Source organism: Salinicoccus roseus (genome assembly GCF_003814515.1).
GTDB lineage: Bacteria > Bacillota > Bacilli > Staphylococcales > Salinicoccaceae > Salinicoccus > Salinicoccus roseus.
This window is the reverse complement of the sequence record NZ_RKQJ01000001.1, coordinates 554,875-574,982: the sequence shown is the minus strand read 5'-3', so window position 1 is coordinate 574,982 and position 20,108 is coordinate 554,875. Positions and strand designations below refer to the sequence as shown.

Below are 20,108 nucleotides of genomic sequence, written 5' to 3'. Positions count from 1 at the left end.
ATGCCGCCCCCAAATTTACTTGGGGGCGGTTTTTCTTGTATAATCGTAATCACATGAGGTGGTAGAATGAAGATATTACATACTGGAGACTGGCATATCGGAAAACGCCTGAACGGCGTGGACCTGATAGAGGACCAGCAATTCATACTGGACCAGTTGATTGAATATATAGAGGGCAATCCCATCGACCTGGTGGTTGTGGCCGGTGATGTATTCGACCGGAGCAACCCTTCCCAGGCGGCGCTCAAGCTCGTCAATGAATACCTATACAGGATCAATATAGAAAAGGGCATTCCGGTGCTTGCCATCAGCGGCAACCATGACAGCCGTTCAAGGCTCGACTACGGCAGCTACTGGTTCGAGAAGAGTGCCTATCACATGCGCACATCGCTGTCCGACATCACCACACCGGTAGTTGTGGATGGACATCATTTCTATATGGTGCCGCATCTGGATGTGCTCGAGGCGAAGGTGTTCTTCGATGATGAATCGATCCGGACGCACCATGACGTCTACCGGCGGATTACGGAAGAGATAGCGGATGTCATGGACCCCGGGGCCTACAATGTCCTCGTCGGGCACATGTTCATTTCGGAAGGGAAGGCATCGGACTCCGAGCGCCCCTTGTCCGTCGGACTGTCGGAAGAGGTGGGGGCGGAGCTTTTTGATGCATTCGACCTCGTGCTCCTCGGACACCTCCATCATCCGTTCGCAATCAAGCATGAGAAGATATTCTACAGCGGCTCCCTGCTCAAATATTCATTTTCGGAAGTGAAGCAGCCGAAGGGATTCCGTGTCGTCGAGACGGGGGAAGTGACGAAATGCCGTTTCGAGCCGCTCGAGTGCAGGCGCGATCTTGTGCACTACCAGGGCACTTTCGATGAAGTCATCAATGAGGCGGTGACATTCGAGGACAGCCGGGCCTACTTCAAGTTCGAACTTGCGGGCATGGAGACCGTCAACGACCCGATGGCGAAACTGAAGATGCTGTACCCGAATACACTTGAGCTCAGACCGGTGAAGAAGGAACACGAAGCGGTCCAATCGACGGTGGATGCCCATCGTTCGAGTGATGCGGAAATATTCGAGTCATTCATCGAAACCGTCCATGGAGAGGCGCCGACGGACTATCAGAAACAGATATTCAATACTTATTTCAAAGGTGATGCAGATGAAACCGATTCGGATTAACATGCAGTACTTCGGCCCTTTTGAGAATGAAACGATAGATTTCGACCGTGTCAGGGACAGCATGTTCCTGATCGGCGGCCGCACGGGATCCGGGAAGACGATGATATTCGACGCGATCACCTATGCCCTCTACGGCACACTGTCGACGAGTGATCGGGCCGAAGGTTCGGTCAGGAGCCAGTTCGCGACGGATGATGACATCAGCAGCATCCGCCTGGAATTCGAAATCAGGGGGAAACGCTACACGATTGAACGTACCCTCTCCTACAGCAAGGCGGGTCGCAAGACACCGGTGCCGCCGAAAGCCGTACTGTATGACGCATCCGGTGAAGTGCTGGAGGGCAGCATCAATGGGGTGAAGCAGAAGGTGCTCGACATCATTCAGCTGAATGCCGAGCAGTTCCGGCAGATCCTCATACTGCCCCAGGGGGAGTTCAAAAGGCTGCTGACATCATCAAGTGAGCAGAAGCAGGAGATTCTGAGGACCCTGTTTCGGACGGAAAGGTTCGTCCAGTTCGAGAAGCGGCTGAATGTACTGAAGAAGGAGAAACAGGCCGAAAGTGAAACCGTCGAAGCGAAGATTGAGGGACTCTTCAATACGGTAAGCGGGGGCGGGCTCCCTCGGGCACAGGCACTTCTCGAGGCGGACTATCCGACATTCAACAAGAGGGTGGCGGCGATCCGGGACATCCAATCCCTCCTGGAAGCAGAGCAGAAGAGGATGGAAGAGGGTCTGAAAGAGAACCGGCAGACTCTCGACACGAAACGTGGACAGCTCCAGCAGAAGCAGGAGCACAACAGGAAGCTTCAGGAACTTGAGGAGATAGGTACACAGCTCACGGCACTTGAAACCGAACATTCCGAAATCGCATCACTCGAAGCCTCCCTTGAAGAATACCGGGCGGTCAAGGAGATGGAGTATGCATTGAAGATGGAAGACCAGGCGCTGCGAAGGAAGGCGGAGGCTGAAACGGCCCTCTCGGAACTCGGAGCACAGTCTGAACAGATCGACCGGGAACTGGAACAGGTCCTTTCGGACCAGACGGCACTCGGGGAGAAGGATGCGCTGTACAGGAAGGCGGAGCGCTGGCTCAACTCGACGGAGCGTTTCATGGGTGATGAGGACATCGCGCATCTGGATGAAGCACTCGCCTCCCTCAACAAGAGGAAGCAGGAGATCGAACGGGAAAACGGCAGGCTTTCAAAGGAGCTGGAATCAGTTGAAGAGACGCTGGCTTCAGAATCCTGGGACCGCAGGCGTTCGGACCAGCTGAACGAGGAGAAGTTCCAGCTGGACAACGAGATCAGCGCCCTCGGACAGGAGATTGAAGAAGAGCAGGGCAACAGGCGGTATGATGAAGAGAAGGCCAGATTGTCCGGCGAGATCAAGGCGATTGACGGGAAACGTGAAGCCATCGAGTCTGCACGGGAAGAAAGGAAGAAGCGTGTAAAAAATAGGTTCTCTGCAACCGACGGTGTACATATCGAACATCTGGTCCGGCATCTTGAAGTGGGCCGCCCATGCCCGGTCTGCAAGCAGAACGTCGAGACGCTGCCTGCTGAAAATGAATATCTGTCCGAGGCGGAAGAGACGGAACTCAAAAAGTTCGAAGCGGATCTCGAAGCGCTGTTCGAGGAGAAGGACACCAAGGAAAGGCGCATCACGGTGATAGAGGAACTGCTCTCAGGAAAGGCGCGCAGGGAGGTTGCCGCACTTGAAGCCTCCCTGCAGGAGAAGCGGGAGCGCCGTACCCGGCTGGCCGAAGAGATCGAGGCCGACAGGAAGAAGTTTGAACGTAAGCAGCAGCTCGACCAGCGGCAGAATGAACTGAACCGGATACTCGCCGACAATAGGCTGGAAGAGAACAATATCCGGCATTCCCTCTCCCGCGCAGAAAACCGCGCAGAAGAATTCAGGGCCCAGTCCGGGTATGATAAGTACGAAGATTTCACCGCTTCCTTCAAGAAATGCAGGCAGGCACTGGAGGACTATCAGCGCCGCGTCATGGAAAATGAAAAGCACCAGCAAAACTGCAGGGAACAGAAGTCCCGGCTGGAGGAGAAGCTGGCCTACCAGAAGGAGCAGGTCAGGACGCTGACTGACGAGATTGAAAAAGTGGCGCCACAGATCGACAGCTTCACGGAAAAGACCGGAAGGGACAGGGCGTATATGCTCTCTGTGCTGGAAAGGACGGATGCCGCCTCGGTGGAGGCAACGATCAAATCATTCCACAGCAGGAAGGAAGTATTGGCAAGCCGCAGGACAGCGCTGCTCGAGACGGTGGAAAACCGTGAATTCCAGGACACCGGGGCAGTCGAGGACGAAATCTATCAGCTTGAAGAAAAGGGTGAATCATTGACCAATGCTCGAGCCCGGATATTCGCGAACATCGAGCATAACAAGGAGACTTCGGATAAAATGGAAGCCCTGATTGAACAGCACAACGAAGAGCTGGAATCACTCCATGCGCTTGTCGCACTCGTCGACGCGGTCTCAGGGAGGAACGAGCAGAAGGTATCGCTCGAACGCTATGTCCTCACATATTATCTCGACCGCATCCTCCTCATTGCGAATGTCCGGCTGCTCGAAATGACGAATCACCGGTATGAGCTCAGGCGCAGCACTTCGAAAAGCAGCCGCAAGACGGGCCTTGATATTGAAGTGTTCGACTTCTACAACAACCGCCCGCGCCACATCACTTCGCTTTCCGGAGGAGAGTCCTTCCAGGCGGCGCTCACCCTGGCCCTTGCGCTGAACGAAGCGCTGCAGCAGGAATCCGGCGGCATCAGCCTTGATACGATGCTGATCGACGAGGGGTTCGGCACACTAGACCCCGAAACGCTCGATATGGCAGTGAATACACTGATGGAGCTGCAGACGCACGGCAAGATGGTCGGCATCATCTCTCATGTCGAGGAATTGAAGGAGCGCATGGACAATATACTCGAAGTCACTGCAGTAAATGAACGGAGCACTACGAAGTTTAAATAAAAACAGGTGGGTCACCAGAAGGAAGTAGTGAGAATATGCAGATCAAAAGCTTTACCCGGCCAAGCCAGAAGACGGTGCTGATTGCGACATTGATGATGGGTTCATTCCTTGTGCTCCTCAACCAGATGCTGCTGGTCACGGCGGTGCCGCCGATCATGGCGGCCTTCGACATTCCGTTCAGTACGGCACAGTGGCTGACGACCGGCTTCTTCCTCGTCAACGGGATCATGATTCCGGTATCGGCATTCCTGATCAATAAGTTCACATCAAGATCCCTGTACTTGACGGGCATGATGATATTCATTACAGGAACCATCCTTGCAGCGTTCGCCCCCGTATATTCGGTGCTGCTCGCCGGCAGGATACTGCAGGGGATAGCAGCCGGCATCATGATGCCGCTTACGCAGGTCATCCTGCTGACGCAGTTCCCGCTTGAACAGCGGGGCAAGGCGATGGGGTACTTCGGGCTCGTCATCGGGCTGGCACCGGCAATCGGTCCGCCGCTTGCCGGATACATCGTCGGCATCTGGCCATGGCGGTCGCTGTTCTTCATCGTGCTGCCGCTCGTGCTCACCAATCTGCTGCTCGCGTACCTGTCGATGAAGAATGTCACCCACCAGACCAACCCCAAGGTCGACATCCCTTCCATCATACTGTCCACGCTCGGATTCGGCGGGCTGCTGTACGGCTTCTCCGTCGCAGGGGTCAGGGGATGGATGGATCCGCTCGTATTACTCTCGGTCATCGGCGGACTGGCGCTTGTAATGGTGTTCACGAAACGCCAGCTCAAGCTGCCGCAGCCGATATTGGAAATGACCGTCTTCAAGAACCGCTATTTCCTGATGAGCTCACTGATCGGCGTCATCGTCTTCACATCCATGGTCAGTGCAAACAACATACTGCCCGTACTCATGCAGGACATGCTCGGCTACACCCCGTTCGAATCGGGACTGGCCCTGCTGCCCGGCGCGCTCCTCATGGGGGCGACGATGCCCGTTGCGGGAATCCTTTTCGACAAGTTCGGCATCCGGATTTTGACCTTCATTGGGCTAGGCCTGATACTCGCAACATCCATAATGCTGTCCTTCCTGACCGTGGAGACGACATTCACCTACCTTGCGATTGTCTATACATTCCGTCTGCTCGGCACGGGACTCACCATGATGCCTTTGACGACTTTCGCAATGAATGCCCTGCATGATTCGAAGATCCCGCATGGCACCGCCATGAACAATACGATGCGGCAGATCGGCGGCTCACTCTTTACCGCTGTGATGGTCACGGTGATGACCGGGGTCGCATTGAACCTGTCAGCTGGAACGCCATCACTGGCGGATGAAGTCGCCGGGGTGAATGTATCATTCATCTTCTCGGCCGTCATGGCCGCCGCAGGTCTTCTGATGACATTCTTCCTCAAGGAACAGTTGCGGAGCGAGTAGAGGAGTGTTGAAGGAAGTCTCCGGTACGGAGTCTGCCTTTTATACTGTCTGTAGGGAATATGCCATACTATTTTCACAAATTGCCCTTTTTTACAGGTTGTTGTGACTGCTTTATTTGATATAGTTGTAATTAACCATAAATCGGAGGGTTATTGATGCGGAAGTCTATTTTTATTGTATTTATTTTAACGCTGATCCTGTCAGCCTGCAGCGCCTCCGGTGTCGAGACGATGTCACGCTACGGCAATACGGTCGATGACTTCGAAGTGACCAATCAGGATAGGGAGACATTCACGAGGGAAGACATGGAAGGCAAAGTGTGGCTGCTCGACTTCATCTTCACCAACTGTGCCACGGTCTGCCCGCCGATGACGGCGAATATGACGGAAGTGGTCACAGAGCTTGAAGCGCGGGGCGTCGAGGATTATGGGGTCCTCAGCTTCTCCGTCGATCCCGAAACGGATTCGCCTGAAGTGCTGACCGACTACATCGAATACTACAATGTTCCTGAAGGTGTAGATTGGCAGCTGGTGACAGGCTATGATTATGATTTCATCAGGGGATTCGCAGAGAACAACTTCAAGACCATCGTGGCTCCGCCCCCTGAAGGCAGCAACCAGGTGACACATGGCATCAGCTTCTACCTGATCGACCAGCAGGGTAAGATCATCAAGGACTACCCGGGTGTAGATACCGGGGATACGGAATTTCCGCTTGAGGAGGTCGTCTCCGATGTGGAGACGCTTGCAGAGGAAGGCCCGAAATAGATGCAGAACCGCAAGGTTCTGTTTTTTTGTTCCATGGACAGGGGAATATGGTAGTATGAAGTGACAATGCATGTAAAAGAGGGCTGAAACATGAGTAACAGATATAGGAAAGCGCAGATTGCGACAATGATCGGCATTGCAGTGAACCTGCTCCTTGCAGTATTGAAGGCGGTGGGTGGCATACTCGGGAACAGCAGGGCACTCGTTGCCGATGCCGCCCATTCGGCTTCGGATGTGGTGAGTTCCATCGCCGTGCTCGTCGGCATCCGGGCGGCACAGAAGCCGCCTGACAGCGAGCATCCATACGGACACGGCAAATCCGAAAACGTGGCCACCCTGATTGTGGCCATCCTGCTTGTGGTGGTGGGGTTTGAAATCATCTACAATGCAATCGTCTCATTGATGACAGGCACTGCAGAGAACTACACCACGATGATTGCGCTGTATGTCATCATATTTTCCATCGTGGTCAAGGAAGTGCTTTTCCAATATAAATACAGGCTCGGAACAAGGATAAAAAGCCCGGCGCTCATTGCCGATGCCTGGCATCACCGGTCGGATGCGATATCCTCCGTCGTCGCCCTCATCGGCATCGGGCTGTCGATCATCGGCACCGCCTATGGCATACCGTATCTCGGATACCTTGATCCCATTGCCAGTGCCATCATTGCACTGATCATCATGTATATGGGATTCCAACTCGCGAAAGAAGCCGTCAGCATGACGCTTGAAGTCGTATTGAATGAGGATGAGACCGAGGAAATGCGGGAGACGGTGGTGAACATCGATAAGGTCAGGCAGATCGACCGCCTGATTGCGCGCTCGCATGGCTCCTACGTCATCATCGACATCAAGATCAGCGTCGATGCGGACATCACCGTGGAAGAAGGACATCGTGTCGCAAGGGTCGTCAAGCAGACATTGCTGAAAAACCATGAAGAAGTGATGGATGTGAATGTTCACGTCAATCCATATTGAAGAACAGGAGATGTAGAATATGACAGCGAGAAAAGTAATACTGGACTGTGATCCGGGACATGATGATGCGATATCCATCATCATCGCCGCTTCGAAAAGGAGCAGCCTCGAAATCCTCGGCATCACCACGGTCGCCGGAAATGTGGAAGTGGAGAAGAATACGGTCAATGCACTGAAGGTCAAGGATCTGCTTGGCCTTGATGTACCCGTGGTGCAGGGTGCCTCCCGCCCGCTTGTGAAGGATAGCGAGATTGCGACGGAAATTCACGGGGAGTCCGGTATGGACGGCCCTGTGCTGCCGGAACCGGTGAGCAGGAAGACCGATGGCCATGCGGTGGATTTCATCATCGACCAGGTGAAGCAGTCTGAAGAAAAGGTGACCCTGGTGCCGACTGGACCGCTCACGAACATCGCCATGGCCCTCGTAAAAGCGCCCGAGATAAAACGCAACATAGAAGAGATCGTACTGATGGGCGGGGGCACCTTCGGCAACTGGACACCAGCAGCGGAGTTCAATATATATGTGGATGCGGAAGCTGCCAAAGTGGTCTATGAGAGCGGTGTGCCGATTGTGATGTTCGGTCTGGATGCCACCCATGAGGTCATTGCGACGGACGACGTCCAGAAGCAGATCGCAAAGGTCGACAACAAAGTGGCGGACTTCGTCTCCGAGCTGCTCGTATTCTTCGGCGATATGTATCAGGAGCACTTCGGCATGGCCGGCGGACCGATTCATGATGCATGCACGACGATGTATCTGCTGAAGCCGGAGCTGTTCGGCTTCAAGCATGTGCATGTGGCGATCGAGACGAAAGGTGAATTCACATACGGTGCGACTGCAGTCGATCTGCTCGGTGTCACTGGCCGTATTCCGAATACACGATTTGCCCATGAAGTGGACCAGGAAGCATTCTGGAACCTGTTTGAAGAGATCCTTGAATCGTATGGTGGGGTGGAATCACATGAAAACACCTAGGATCACAGTCATCGGCAGCATCAATATGGACCTCGTGACTGTTGCCGAAAACATGCCCGAGCAGGGTGAAACAATCTCAGGCGACAGCTTCAAGACTCTGCCCGGCGGCAAGGGGGCAAACCAGGCCGTCGCCGCTGCCAGACTCGGGGCAGAAGTACATATGATCGGCAAGGTCGGGGATGATCCGTTCGGTGACTCACTCCTTAATAATTTCGAAGCCCAGGGTGTGGAGACGGGGGCCGTAGATACGGAGTCAGGCGTCTCCTCCGGACTCGCCAACATCATCGTCTCCGACCATGACAACCGGATCATCATCATCGCCGGCGCCAATGGCGAAGTCACCCCGGATTATGTGGACGGGTTCAAAGGACAGATTGAAGAAAGCGACTATGTCCTCATCCAGTTCGAAATTCCGAAAAAGACCATCGAACACATCCTCGATCTCTGCGGTACCCTCGGCGTACCCGTCATCATCAATCCTGCACCTGCGATGCAGCTGGATGATGCATATTGGGAGAAGGCCGCATACATTACACCGAATGACAATGAAGCGGAGAAGCTGTTTGCGTATGATACCGACGGCCTGCCGAAGTTCCATGACAGGCTGGTCATCACAAATGGTGCCAAAGGCGCTTCCTTCTTCAAGGGTGACAGGATGATCACCGTGCCGACCGAGAAGGTTGAAGTTACGGACACTACAGGCGCCGGAGATACATTCAATGGCGCACTCGCCGTGGCGTTGGCGGAGGGTAGGCCGCTTGAAGAAGCGGTTGCATTTGCCAACAGAGCCGCCTCCCTCTCCGTGCAGAAGCTCGGTGCCCAGAGCGGCATGCCGAAGCGGGAAGAGATGGAGTAGTGAACGGCCGCCTGAAGGCGCCGCATCCCCCAAAGTTGAACCAAATCAGCTTTGGGGCTTCTTTTATGGAGATGAATCATTTATTCTAGGGAAAACCGGCTGCAGTATATAACTGCCTATTTCCGGTTGCATCATAATCTTTGACTCTAAATGGATGTGACGCCGAAATGAAAAATAAAAACAATTTCTATTATGGTTGGGTGATCGTGGCGGTATGCGGACTGGCCGTCTTCTTCTCGGGACCGGGACAGACCTATTCGAATGCCGCCTTCATCGATGAATACATAAAAGAGTTTGGATGGAGCCGCACGGAAGTGTCGAGCCTCTATTCCTTTGCGACACTGGTCGCCGGATTCGTCATGATCGGGGTGGGCAACTTCATCGACCGGTTCGGCCAGAAGAAGATGATGATCATCGCAGCCATCGTGCTTGCTCTTGCGACCTTCTTCAACAGCTTCGTGCAGAATATGTTCATGCTGGCCATCGGCTTCTTCTTCATCCGCCTTTTCGGACAGGGCAGCATGACACTGATTCCGAATACGCTCGTCCCCCAATGGTTCATCCGGAAGCGGGGACTGGCGTTCAGTCTGATGATGCTCGGGAGCTTCTCCAGTGCGATGCTGTTCCCGATCATCAATGTCTGGCTCATATCGGAATGGGGATGGCGGTTCGCATGGCAGTTCTGGGGCTTTGCGCTGCTCCTGATCTTCGTGCCGATCGCCTGGATTTTCATCCGGAATACACCGGAGGAAATGGGGCTGTCACCGGATGGACTGCGTCTAAATATAAGCAGCGATGAAGAAAATGAGGGCGGCGACATCCACGTCCTTGAGGACAGCTGGACTCTGAAGGAAGCGAGCCGTACCCTGTCATTCTGGACACTGCTCATATGCGTCGGCATACCATCGATGGTCAATACGGGCATCACCTTCCACATCGTCTCCATCTTCAAGGAGAACGGGCTTGAAATGGGGGCTTCCGCTATGGTGCTCAGCCTGATGGCCATGGTCGGAATTCCGATGTCCTTCGTTTCAGGCCTCATTACCGACCGGATCAGGACCAACTACATCCTGGTCATGATATTCCTCATTGAAATCATTCTCCTGCTTTTCCTCAATAACGTGACCACCTATGCGCTCGCGATACTCTTCGGTGTCATATGGGGAATGTCGAACGGACTCGAACGGATCGGGACGAATGTCGTCTGGTCCAACTATTTCGGCAGACGCTACGTGGGAAGCATCAATGGTGTCGGTTCTACAATGGTCGTCATCGGCTCTTCACTCGGCCCATTGCCGTTCGGCCTTGGATACGATATGTTCGGCAGTTATACATTCATCCTCACGCTGATGGTCGTCTTCCCGGTCATCGGTATCATCAGTGCACTGCTGTCGAAAAAACCACAGAGAAATCGACAATGATTCAAGGAGAGGGGTTTATGAATCCATCATGCAAAATTTGCGGGACGGGGACGAGTAGATATTTGCTGTGGAGGAGAGAAGACTCTACTCCACTGTTATATTAATTAACTATTGAAAAAATTTAGATGTTAGCTATAATATACATAATTGAATAATTCAGTAAAAAAGTAGTTCATGGAATTCTTCAGCGAATCCGGGGTGGTGGAAGCCGGATGGGGGAAGTGGACGAAACGCATTACGTTCATCTGGTGGCAACACCGTTATCAATGAGAGTATATTTGGAGTGGTACCGTGAGCAACTCACCTCTATATGGAGGTGGGTTATTTTTATTTTTAGGGGGAATCATATGCTGAAGAATAGAATTGCTGAAGATTTGCATAAAGTGTTGGAAGGTCATTTGAGTATGGAAGAGGTTATTAAAATTCTAGAAATCCCTTCAAACGAAGAATATGGGGATTTGTCATTTCCGACATTCACATTGGCACCGTTATTCAGAAAGTCGCCCAAACTGATTGCTGAAGATATCTCCATGAAATTCCAAAGTGAGCTGGTTTCATCAGTAGAGGTCATCAATGGCTATATCAACTTCTACATCGACAAGAATATGGGCAGTACCTTTATTATGGATACCGTCCTTGGAGAGAAATTTGGAGATACATCCTATCTGGAGGGTCAATCCTATGTCATGGATTTTTCCAGCCCGAACATCGCCAAACCTTTTTCCATGGGGCACCTGAGAGCGACGATACTCGGTGACTCCCTTTCAAGGCTGCTCAAGAAAAATGGTGCTGCAGTTATTGGGATTAACCATATGGGCGACTGGGGGACTCAATTCGGAAAACTCATTGTCGCCTACAGTAAGTGGGGGGATGCTCAAAAGGTTGAAGCCAATCCCATACAAGAACTCTTCGCACTGTATACACGTTTCCATAAAGAAGCGGATAAAAATCCATCGTTGAATCAGGAAGCAAGAGATGCATTCAGCAAACTTGAGAGAGGGGATAGGGAATACCTCGATTTATGGGAATGGTTCAGAACAGTTTCATTGGAGGCTTTCCAGAAGCTTTATGATCAACTGGATATTTCTTTCGACTACATACAGGGGGAATCTTTCTACAATGATAAGCTTGAAGCAGCCAGCATCCTTTTGGAGAAGCAAAATCTGTTGGAATATGATGACGAGGCATACATTGTACGCTTGGAACATGTGCCGCCGGCATTAATCAAAAAGAAGGACGGAGCTTCCCTTTATATCACAAGAGATATTGCAGCGATGCTCTATAGAACTGATATATTCTATCCAGATAAGATTCTATACGTTGTAGGTCAGGAGCAGTCTGTACATTTCGAGCAGCTGTCCCAACTGGGCGAGTTGCTCGACTTGAAACCGGAGATCAGACATATTCCGTTTGGACTCATTTTGAAAGATGGCAAGAAAATGTCCACAAGAAAGGGCGAAGTCATATTACTTGAAGAAATCATAGAGGATGTAAAGAAAGAAGCTATGTTTGTCATAGATGAAAAAAATCCGGAACTGCAGGATAAGGAAGTTGTGGCGGAAAAAATCGCAGTCAGTGCGATCAAGTTTCATGACCTTAAGAATGACAGGATGAACAGCTATGATTTTAATATTGAAGATATGCTCAAATTCGATGGTGAAACTGCCGTCTATGTCATGTATACCAATTCCCGGATCCATTCAATCTTAAGAAAAAGCGAACTCGATTCTGAGGCTGCAATGACTTTTGATGATGCCATGTGGCCTTTGCTCAAACATATGGCAAGATATGAAGACGTATTGGTCGAGGCGGCAGACCGCTATGCTCCTTCCGTCATCTGCAGATATACTTTGCAGTTATGCAGGCTGTTCAATGCGTACTATGGTAAAGAGCGAATCATAGGGAGCGGGAACGAGCATTCGAAACTGATCCTCCTGGAGCAAATTTCAAAAATAATAAAAGATGCTATGTCTGTTCTGGGCATGGAGGTAGTGGATGAAATGTAGCACTTTAAGTTGTATATGTGATTGAAGACATATAAAAGGAGGAAGAGTTGTGGTTTTTCGGTCAAAAGTTGATGCATTTTATATTGGCTTTATATTGATTGTAATACTGATTATTGGACTGGTCTCGTTTTTACCACTATTACTGGAGGACGCACCATTCCTGGCGATCCTCATATGTGCGTCTATATTCCTTTTGGTGGCAAGTCTCATCCTATGGATGACTTTTTCAGTCGAGTATGTCTTCTTGGATGACTACTTATTGATAAAAGGGGGTCCATTCAGGAGCCGGATTCCATATAAAAGTATCACAAGAATAACCTCTACAGATAAAGTTTTATCAGGACATAGAATATTGTCATCGAGGGATGCGCTTGAGATTTTCAATCAGTATACATTTTTTGGAAGCATCAAAATTTCACCTCAATATAAAAAGAATTTCCTTGGCGAAATCAAAAAGAGATGTCCGGGTGTGATGTTTGAAGATTAGTATAGCAGGAGAACATTTGTATAGTTGAAAGAACAACGATTTGTGCCGATGGGGAGACGAATGGTATGGGAGGAAAAGATGTCCAACCCATGCTATAAGCGCAATCCTCATATTAAATAATTGAGAGGGTGAATGAAATGAGTATAGAGCAGCTTTTATTTGAAGAAGCAAAAGAGTTGATAGAAAATAGATATCCAAAAGGTTGGGGCGGAGCCGCGGCTATGCACACAAAATCAGGGAAAATTTATACTTCCGTAGCACCAGAAGTCATTAATGCTTCTACAGAACTTTGCATTGAAACAGGTTCGATACTGGAGGCACATAAAGAGGAAGAAGTTATCACACACTCCTTATGTCTGGTCAGGTATGATGAAAGTAGCGCATTTAAAATACTGACAGCATGCGGTACATGTCAGGAACGTCTACTTTATTGGGGCAGAGGGGTTAAGGTTGCGGTGACAAGCAACTATCATGACAACATTGAATTCAAAACTTTGGAAGCACTTCAACCTTATCATTGGACTCATGCATACGACGACATAGAATTTGAAGAATGATATCTAATGTTTCAATACCTTTTTGAATGTTCAATTGCGGCCTGTTTCTTGGCCAATGATAAGCGGGCGTTTAATCATCAGAAATATGATATAAGAAGAGGTGTCCCATGAACGTGAATCATGAAGAAAAATCCCGGAAGGTCTGGATTGTCGTACTGCTTGGTCTGCTGACTGCGATCGGTCCATTGTCGATGGATATGTATCTACCGGCACTGCCGATTGTGGCCACGGACCTCAATACCACTGCATCGCTCGCCCAGCTGAGTCTGACGGCCTGTCTGATCGGTCTTGCTGCCGGACAGCTCATATTCGGTCCGCTCAGTGACATCATGGGACGGAAGCGGCCACTTCTATATACACTTGCCATATACGCGTTGGTTTCTGCACTATGTGCCTTCACCGCTAACATATGGGTGTTCGTGCTGCTCCGCTTCATTCAAGGCTTTACAGGTGCAGCGGGCATCGTCATCGCGCGGGCGGCGGCACGGGACATGTATATAGGGAAAGAGCTGACGAAGGCATTTGCACTATTGGCGCTGGTCAATGGGGCGGCACCAATACTTGCTCCGATTTCAGGCGGCATGATCCTCAATTTCGGTTCATGGCCGGTCGTCTTCCTGGTCATCGCGGCCATCGGCGTGCTTCTGCTCCTGTCGGTTTCCTTCATGTTCAAGGAGACGCTGGAGGCATCGAACCGTTCAGAGGGCAGCATGTTTGCCGTCGTCAAAACGTTCGACGACCTTTTTAAGGATAAAGTCTTCATGGGCATCGCCTTTACCCAGGCGCTGATCATGTCCGCCATGTTCGCCTACATCGCCGGTTCGCCCTTTGTTCTGCAGAACATCTATGAAGTCTCACCCCAGCAGTTCTCGCTCATATTCGCGATGAACGGCCTCGGTATCATCGTAGCCGCCCAGGCGGCCGGCAGACTCTCCTCGACAGTGGATGAGGTGAGGATACTGCTGATGGGCGTGTCGATGTCCGTTGTCGGCAGCCTCCTGCTCATAGTAGTGGTCATGCTGGAGCTTCCTCTCCTGCCGATGCTCATCGCTCTGCTGCTCGTCGTATCCAGTGTCGGCATGGTGTCGACGACCGCCTTCTCGCTCGGCATGCAGAACCAGAAGAAGTCCGCCGGCAGCGCCTCAGCATTTCTCGGGCTGCTGCCATTCATCGGCGGTGCACTTGTATCACCGCTGGTCGGCATGGCAGGAGATGAGGCGGCATGGCCCATGGGGCTCGTCATCATCCTCTGCAGCATTGGTGCACTGATCATATTCCTCGGCTTTGTGAGGCAGCGGCCGGCTGTCGATTGATTTTCACACTTGGAGGGATTGTGCACTCTTCCATATGATTTAGAAAGTCCTCTGCAGAACGGGTAGACAGATACCGGAAAGCAGAGGATTTTACTTTATCTATCCATCCGAATGAGGGAAGAGGAGGACAGGACAATAAAAAACTCCCATATGCCGGAAGCTGTCCGGTTATGGGAGTGGTTTTTCTTTTTATTCACATGGTCATTGCGAGAGCATGTCTGATTACTTTTTGCCATTGAATGTGGCAGGGTCCGATCCATTGCGTTCATCCCTGTTCAGCAGATTGATCCGGTTGATCTGCTCATTACTGAGGGAGAAGTCGAATACATCTATATTCTCCTCGATTCTCTCAGGTGTCACGGACTTCGGAATGGTGACGAGTCCGTTTTCGATATTCCAGCGGATGATGACCTGTGCGGGGGATTTGCCGGTTTCTGAAGCAATTTCGTTGATGGTTTCATCATTGAGCACTTTGGCGTTCATCAACGGAGACCAGGATTCCATGATGATCTTCCGGGATTCCAGATACAGCTTCAGGTCATTCTGCACAAGGTAGGGGTGGTACTCCACTTGATTGATGACAGGCTTGACGTCCGTCCGCTGCAGGAGCTTGTCCAGGTGCGGAATCATGAAGTTGCTGACGCCGATGTTCTCGACCCGGTCGTTATTGTACAGGTGTTCCATCTCCTGCCACGTCTGGATCATGAGCTCTTCATCAGTGCCCGGCCAATGTACGAGATACAGGTCGAGGTAGTCGAGGTCCAGGTTTTCGAGTGACGTATCGTAGGCCTTCTCGACATTTCCATGGCCGAAGTCGTCAAACCAAAGCTTGGAAGTTATGAAAAGGTCAGAACGGTCGATTCCTGCTTCTTTCATGCCTTCCTTTATACCTTCGCCGACACTCTTTTCATTCTTGTAGATCATTGCCGTATCGATGCTGCGGTAGCCGCTCACAATCGCATGTTTGACTGCATTTTTACATTCCTCGCCATCTTCGACCCTGAATACACCCAGGCCTATCTGTGGCATCGTGTTTCCATTATGGAATTCAACATTTCTCATTTCTTCATCTCTCCTGTTCATTAGTTTATACTGTCTCGGCATCAATGAGCCTTCGATGGCAGTGCTGATTCATGCCATTTGGTTGGACATATAGAATATCTACCCATAATCTTTATTCACTAAAGAAAACAGACTTGAATTTTTAAGTGGACTTTAACAATCAATCCAAGCTTTAATACCATACGGGGTATTTGACAATTTGCAGAGATTATTCTATTATACCCTTAAGGGTATTTTATTGGGTAAGAATATATATGAGATGAATGTTTTCAGGTTCGCAAAATAAAAAATAGGAGTGATCGAATGTTTTCATTTTTTAATAGTGTACCGTCAGTCACAACTTCAGAGCTCGAGGAAAAAATCAATAAGAATGCGGTGCTGCTGGATGTAAGGACACCCCGCGAATTCCGCAGCGGACACATCAGAGGGGCCAAAAACGTACCGCTCAGTGAAGTGGGGAACTATGACCCGAAAGATAAGAAAGTCTATGTCATCTGCCAGTCCGGCATGAGAAGCAAGCGGGCAGCCAAGATTCTCAAGAAGAATGATGCCGATGTAGTAAACGTCCGTGGCGGCATGAGTGCCTGGACAGGAAGAACTGTACAGGGTAAATGATACAAATAACTGAAGAGACGATGTGGGCTGATTAGTCCCACATCGTCTCTTTTTATGGACAGAAACGGCATATCTGCTCCTTCTGTCTGATTACAAAGTCACTTCCCGCAATCATTTCAAATGTTTGTAGTAGACAGTAACATCCTTATATTCTCCAAAAGGATCTTGTGAATAGGCAGGGATTTCACCAATACTCTTGTAGCCTTCGGCCAGATAGAGGAAATTCGTCGGCCCATCCTTCTCGGTATCCAGTAGCAGCAGCCATCGGTCCGCCCGCATGGCCGCCTGTTCGGCATGCTGAAGCAATGACTTTGCGACCCCTTTCCTACGGGCATCCGGGTGTGTCATCAGTTTGGCGATTTCCGCCCGGTGCTGTCCATTTTCCTTATCACTGAGGTGGAGCTGGACTGTTCCTGCAATCTTGTCGTCGAGTATCGCTGCGTACAGCTGCACATGCTCCGACAGGACGCCATCCCAATAGTGGAGTGCCGTTTCATCGCTCATCGGGTGCAGGAAGTTCATCGAGGCACCATGGGCAACGACTTCCTGGAAGAGGCGGGATAACTCCATCCTATCTTCTTCAATGTTTGTAATCTCCTTGATCTGCATGATATGCATCTCCTTTCACCATTTTGATTATAAATTAAAAATGCAGCGGTAAAAATATCAAGTCTGCAAAATTGACGGTTTCTCCATTGCTTATCGAAAAAAGTTATAAGTAAATATGAAATCATCTATAAGAAGCGCGATTGTGGCTCTGCTCATATAATGATATAGTGTTGGGAATGAAATACATAGTTTATAGGTATGGATTAATCATTATAAATGGAGGTCGATTTATGAAGAAATTTAATGTGCTTTTAGTGTTGATATTTGTATCAGTGATAAGTGGATGTGGCCAATCCAGTGCAAATGAAGCGGAGTCGGATGATGTCATAAAAATCGGTTCGACGCCGGATGGATATCCGCAGGTGTATTCAGAAGATGGTGAAGTCAAAGGTTTCAGTGCCGATGTCTATCAGGAAGTCTTCGATCGTCTTGGCTATGAAATCGAATGGTCGCTGACGGACTGGACCGGTGCTTTGGCTTCGCTCGAGACTGGGAAGGTGGATACACTAGCCAATTTTGCAGTGACACCTGAAAGGCAGGAAAAGTATAACTATACCAATCCCTATTACTATTCAAGAGCAGGATTGGGGGTTGCACAGGATAACGAAGACATCAATTCTCTGGAGGATGTTCAGGGTAAAAGGGTAGCCAATGTCACCGGCTCGAATTATGGTGATGTCCTGAAGGCCGAGGACGAAGGGGATGAAATCGAACTGGTGAACTACGACACCATGGATGTCATCATCAGCGACGTGGCCAGTGGAAATATGGATGCCTTTGTCACAGGCAGGGAGACACTGCTTGCGCAAATACAGGACAAGGGGATTCCGCTCAGAGTGACGGAAGAGGCATTTGGAGAAAAGCTGGTGGCTCTGCCGTTTGCCAAAACCGAGAAGAATGACCAGCTCATTGAAGAGATCAATGGGGCCCTCCAGGAAATGCGGGAGGATGGCGCTTTGTCTGAAATCTCCAATGAATGGTTTGGTGAAGATGTGACTGTAAGTGCTGAGGAATAGAACGGCAGCAAGATGAGGAGGCGTACATGATATGGCAATCGATTTCAAGATGAAGGCACCGATCCCCGAATGGGAACCGCTTTTTGAACAGGGGAGGACTTCGGTGGTGGAGAGGTTCAGTGTGCTGAAGGATGTCACACCTACTGAAGCCCAGACTATGACGGATGTGCTTGCCGAGATGGACAACCAGGGGGTCACCCACGCCGTGATTCTAGGGAGAAACAATCAGGCGGGCAGTTCGAACGCAGAACTTCTTGATTTCCTTTCCAGCAATGAAGGGGAGCGGTTCTTCGGATTCATAGGCATCGAGGATATGACGGTGGAAGAAGCGGTAGAGACGATCCACAAGTATGCTGCCACCGGAAGGTTCCACGGTGTGGCAGCAAATCCTGCCAAGATCAGACCGTTCACACCCATTGGTGACCCAAGTCTGGATCCGATATTCGAGGCGTGCATGGAGCATGATCTGCCATTCTGCATGACACTCAGCATGCTGATTACACTTTTGGCTGATGGGGCGGATTATGACTATATCCACCCGCGCCAGCTGATCCGCGTACTGGAGAAGTATCCGGATTTGGACCTTATCATTTCACATGCCGCCTGGCCCTTTGTCCAGGAGTCCATAGCGGTGGCTGTCCATTATCCAAACCTGTATCTCTGCCCGGATTTCTACATGGGGTTCCCGGGGGCAGAGCAGTATCTGGAAGCGGCGGATAAAGGGCTTGAAGACCAGGTGCTGTATGCAAGCTGCTATCCTAATGTGCCCTATGACTACGCAATGAAGCATTACAGAAGCGGTGATCTGCCCCCTGACATCATGGCCAAGATCATGGAGGGGAATGCACGCAGACTGCTGAAGATGAAAGAGTGAACATTTAACAGTACAGATGGATTCTGTACTGTTTTTTTACGTTCAAGTCATCTCATTTGAACGATAGGAATGCATCTGTTATAATTTATTTCAATCTGGACAACAATTATCCAGTTTAGACGGAAAGGAAGTGATCAGGACATGAAAATGAAGACAGGGGTTGAACAGTCGGTCTATGCGGCTCTGCTGCTCAACATGCTCCCGGATGGGGCAGTGCTGCACAGCGAAGAGATCAGCAGGCAGATCGGTGCGTCTCCCACGTATTTTCAGAAGCTGCTCAGGAAGATGGGCAGTGCGGATCTGATCACTTCCGTCCCCGGCACAAAAGGCGGATTCAAGCTGAAGAAGCGGCCGGAGGATATCCGTGTATATGATATATATGTGGCGATAGAAGGGCAGCAGTCCCTCTATACACCTAGCGGCATCTTCGATGGCATGCTCGAATTGGGAAGTGAGGAAGAACACTGCATCCTCGGCAGCCTGATGGATGAAGCGGAGGATTCATGGAAATCCGTGCTCAAACGGGAGACCATCGCTTCCCTGACGGATAAGCTTCAGGCGGAGCAATACAGCAGTCAGATGGCCGTTCTCAGAAAGTGGCTGGATGAAAAGATGGTCGTCTAGGACATTTGAATTCAGAGAGAATAATGTCGCAATAGAGAGTGAGTATTAATATTAAAAGGTAGATGGTAAATATGATTATAGGACTGGATAGAATCAATGAACTGGCAAGAAAGCAGAAGCGTATCGGCCTGACGGATGAAGAGCGTGCGGAGCAGCGACAGCTGAGGGAAGACTATATGCGCCAGTTCCGCGGACAGGTGCTCGACAACCTCGCCGGCCTGACGGTCATCGATCCGCTCGGCAATGACGTGACCCCTGCAAAGTTGAAGCGTGAACAGGAACTCAATAGACTCTTCGAACAATAGCGGCATCAGATAAAACGACA

General features: G+C 50.4%; 19 protein-coding genes. 17 read left to right on the top strand and 2 right to left on the bottom strand.

Annotated elements, in window-relative coordinates:
* The first annotated feature begins 66 nt into the window (after window positions 1–66).
* From EDC33_RS03060 to EDC33_RS03005, 12 genes are all read left to right on the top strand, one after another.
* Window positions 67–1,191, top strand: coding sequence for an exonuclease SbcCD subunit D (locus EDC33_RS03060; protein WP_124010138.1), 1,125 nt, complete (start codon window positions 67–69; stop codon window positions 1,189–1,191).
* The gene (locus tag EDC33_RS03055) at window positions 1,172–4,183 is read left to right on the top strand and encodes an AAA family ATPase (protein WP_170156346.1); all 3,012 of its coding nucleotides are present in this window, start codon (window positions 1,172–1,174) and stop codon (window positions 4,181–4,183) included. The genes EDC33_RS03060 and EDC33_RS03055 overlap by 20 nt, the downstream gene beginning before the upstream one ends.
* A 35-nt stretch (window positions 4,184–4,218) precedes the next feature.
* Window positions 4,219–5,622, top strand: coding sequence for a DHA2 family efflux MFS transporter permease subunit (locus EDC33_RS03050; protein ID WP_124010136.1), 1,404 nt, complete (start codon window positions 4,219–4,221; stop codon window positions 5,620–5,622).
* A 155-nt stretch (window positions 5,623–5,777) separates the two neighbouring features.
* On the top strand, window positions 5,778–6,389 hold the full coding sequence (locus EDC33_RS03045) for an SCO family protein (RefSeq protein ID WP_124010135.1): 612 nt from the start codon (window positions 5,778–5,780) through the stop codon (window positions 6,387–6,389).
* 90 nt (window positions 6,390–6,479) lie between these two features.
* Window positions 6,480–7,367, top strand: a complete 888-nt coding sequence (locus EDC33_RS03040) for a cation diffusion facilitator family transporter (protein ID WP_040105559.1) — start codon at window positions 6,480–6,482, stop codon at window positions 7,365–7,367.
* A 19-nt stretch (window positions 7,368–7,386) separates the two neighbouring features.
* Entirely contained in the window at window positions 7,387–8,343 is a 957-nt protein-coding gene (locus EDC33_RS03035) for a nucleoside hydrolase (protein WP_124010134.1), read from the top strand.
* Window positions 8,330–9,199 carry a ribokinase gene (gene rbsK / locus EDC33_RS03030; RefSeq protein WP_124010133.1) on the top strand — a complete coding sequence of 290 codons (870 nt, stop codon included), beginning with the start codon at window positions 8,330–8,332 and terminating at the stop codon, window positions 9,197–9,199. Before EDC33_RS03035 ends, rbsK begins: the two co-directional genes overlap by 14 nt.
* Before the next feature lie 167 nt (window positions 9,200–9,366).
* The gene (locus tag EDC33_RS03025; RefSeq protein ID WP_124010132.1) at window positions 9,367–10,620 is read left to right on the top strand and encodes an MFS transporter; all 1,254 of its coding nucleotides are present in this window, start codon (window positions 9,367–9,369) and stop codon (window positions 10,618–10,620) included.
* A 212-nt stretch (window positions 10,621–10,832) separates the two neighbouring features.
* Window positions 10,833–12,626, top strand: coding sequence for an arginine--tRNA ligase (gene argS, locus EDC33_RS03020; RefSeq protein WP_094905735.1), 1,794 nt, complete (start codon window positions 10,833–10,835; stop codon window positions 12,624–12,626).
* Window positions 12,627–12,675: 49 nt separating this feature from the next.
* A complete protein-coding gene (locus EDC33_RS03015) occupies window positions 12,676–13,113 on the top strand; it encodes a PH domain-containing protein (protein ID WP_094905734.1) in 438 nt (145 codons plus the stop codon).
* A gap of 137 nt (window positions 13,114–13,250) precedes the next feature.
* Entirely contained in the window at window positions 13,251–13,670 is a 420-nt protein-coding gene (locus tag EDC33_RS03010) for a cytidine deaminase (protein ID WP_124010131.1), read from the top strand.
* A 107-nt stretch (window positions 13,671–13,777) separates the two neighbouring features.
* Window positions 13,778–14,983: a multidrug effflux MFS transporter gene (locus tag EDC33_RS03005; RefSeq protein ID WP_124010130.1), complete on the top strand. Its 1,206-nt coding sequence runs from the start codon at window positions 13,778–13,780 to the stop codon at window positions 14,981–14,983.
* A gap of 222 nt (window positions 14,984–15,205) precedes the next feature.
* Here EDC33_RS03005 and EDC33_RS03000 read toward each other — a convergent pair whose 3' ends face one another.
* The gene (locus tag EDC33_RS03000) at window positions 15,206–16,045 is read right to left on the bottom strand and encodes an aldo/keto reductase (protein ID WP_124010129.1); all 840 of its coding nucleotides are present in this window, start codon (window positions 16,043–16,045) and stop codon (window positions 15,206–15,208) included.
* A 303-nt stretch (window positions 16,046–16,348) separates the two neighbouring features.
* Here EDC33_RS03000 and EDC33_RS02995 point away from each other — a divergent pair, with 303 nt between their 5' ends.
* Entirely contained in the window at window positions 16,349–16,660 is a 312-nt protein-coding gene (locus tag EDC33_RS02995) for a rhodanese-like domain-containing protein (protein ID WP_124010128.1), read from the top strand.
* Between the two features lie 111 nt (window positions 16,661–16,771).
* On the opposite strand, the gene EDC33_RS02990 is transcribed toward EDC33_RS02995, so the two are convergent.
* Window positions 16,772–17,269, bottom strand: coding sequence for a GNAT family N-acetyltransferase (locus EDC33_RS02990; RefSeq protein WP_170156345.1), 498 nt, complete (start codon window positions 17,267–17,269; stop codon window positions 16,772–16,774).
* A gap of 230 nt (window positions 17,270–17,499) precedes the next feature.
* Between EDC33_RS02990 and EDC33_RS02985 the strand changes: the two genes are divergently transcribed.
* The 4 genes from EDC33_RS02985 to EDC33_RS02970 all read left to right on the top strand — a co-directional run bounded on the left by EDC33_RS02985 (window position 17,500) and on the right by EDC33_RS02970 (window position 20,088).
* Window positions 17,500–18,285, top strand: a complete 786-nt coding sequence (locus EDC33_RS02985; RefSeq protein WP_124010126.1) for a transporter substrate-binding domain-containing protein — start codon at window positions 17,500–17,502, stop codon at window positions 18,283–18,285.
* 31 nt (window positions 18,286–18,316) lie between these two features.
* Window positions 18,317–19,159, top strand: a complete 843-nt coding sequence (locus EDC33_RS02980) for an amidohydrolase family protein (RefSeq protein WP_124010125.1) — start codon at window positions 18,317–18,319, stop codon at window positions 19,157–19,159.
* A gap of 141 nt (window positions 19,160–19,300) precedes the next feature.
* Entirely contained in the window at window positions 19,301–19,783 is a 483-nt protein-coding gene (locus tag EDC33_RS02975; protein WP_124010124.1) for an RrF2 family transcriptional regulator, read from the top strand.
* A gap of 71 nt (window positions 19,784–19,854) precedes the next feature.
* The gene (locus tag EDC33_RS02970) at window positions 19,855–20,088 is read left to right on the top strand and encodes a DUF896 domain-containing protein (RefSeq protein WP_124010123.1); all 234 of its coding nucleotides are present in this window, start codon (window positions 19,855–19,857) and stop codon (window positions 20,086–20,088) included.
* The last annotated feature ends 20 nt before the right edge of the window (window positions 20,089–20,108 follow it).

Bases quoted from the DNA above. Each gene is read 5' to 3' on its own strand.
- EDC33_RS03060 (WP_124010138.1), top strand. From the start codon at position 67: ATGAAGATATTACATACTGGAGACTGGCATATCGGAAAACGCCTGAAC.
- EDC33_RS03055 (WP_170156346.1), top strand. From the start codon at position 1,172: ATGAAACCGATTCGGATTAACATGCAGTACTTCGGCCCTTTTGAGAAT.
- EDC33_RS03050 (WP_124010136.1), top strand. From the start codon at position 4,219: ATGCAGATCAAAAGCTTTACCCGGCCAAGCCAGAAGACGGTGCTGATT.
- EDC33_RS03045 (WP_124010135.1), top strand. From the start codon at position 5,778: ATGCGGAAGTCTATTTTTATTGTATTTATTTTAACGCTGATCCTGTCA.
- EDC33_RS03040 (WP_040105559.1), top strand. From the start codon at position 6,480: ATGAGTAACAGATATAGGAAAGCGCAGATTGCGACAATGATCGGCATT.
- EDC33_RS03035 (WP_124010134.1), top strand. From the start codon at position 7,387: ATGACAGCGAGAAAAGTAATACTGGACTGTGATCCGGGACATGATGAT.
- rbsK (WP_124010133.1), top strand. From the start codon at position 8,330: ATGAAAACACCTAGGATCACAGTCATCGGCAGCATCAATATGGACCTC.
- EDC33_RS03025 (WP_124010132.1), top strand. From the start codon at position 9,367: ATGAAAAATAAAAACAATTTCTATTATGGTTGGGTGATCGTGGCGGTA.
- argS (WP_094905735.1), top strand. From the start codon at position 10,833: ATGGGGGAAGTGGACGAAACGCATTACGTTCATCTGGTGGCAACACCG.
- EDC33_RS03010 (WP_124010131.1), top strand. From the start codon at position 13,251: ATGAGTATAGAGCAGCTTTTATTTGAAGAAGCAAAAGAGTTGATAGAA.
- EDC33_RS03005 (WP_124010130.1), top strand. From the start codon at position 13,778: ATGAACGTGAATCATGAAGAAAAATCCCGGAAGGTCTGGATTGTCGTA.
- EDC33_RS03000 (WP_124010129.1), bottom strand. From the start codon at position 16,045: ATGAGAAATGTTGAATTCCATAATGGAAACACGATGCCACAGATAGGC.
- EDC33_RS02995 (WP_124010128.1), top strand. From the start codon at position 16,349: ATGTTTTCATTTTTTAATAGTGTACCGTCAGTCACAACTTCAGAGCTC.
- EDC33_RS02990 (WP_170156345.1), bottom strand. From the start codon at position 17,269: ATGCAGATCAAGGAGATTACAAACATTGAAGAAGATAGGATGGAGTTA.
- EDC33_RS02985 (WP_124010126.1), top strand. From the start codon at position 17,500: ATGAAGAAATTTAATGTGCTTTTAGTGTTGATATTTGTATCAGTGATA.
- EDC33_RS02980 (WP_124010125.1), top strand. From the start codon at position 18,317: ATGGCAATCGATTTCAAGATGAAGGCACCGATCCCCGAATGGGAACCG.
- EDC33_RS02975 (WP_124010124.1), top strand. From the start codon at position 19,301: ATGAAAATGAAGACAGGGGTTGAACAGTCGGTCTATGCGGCTCTGCTG.
- EDC33_RS02970 (WP_124010123.1), top strand. From the start codon at position 19,855: ATGATTATAGGACTGGATAGAATCAATGAACTGGCAAGAAAGCAGAAG.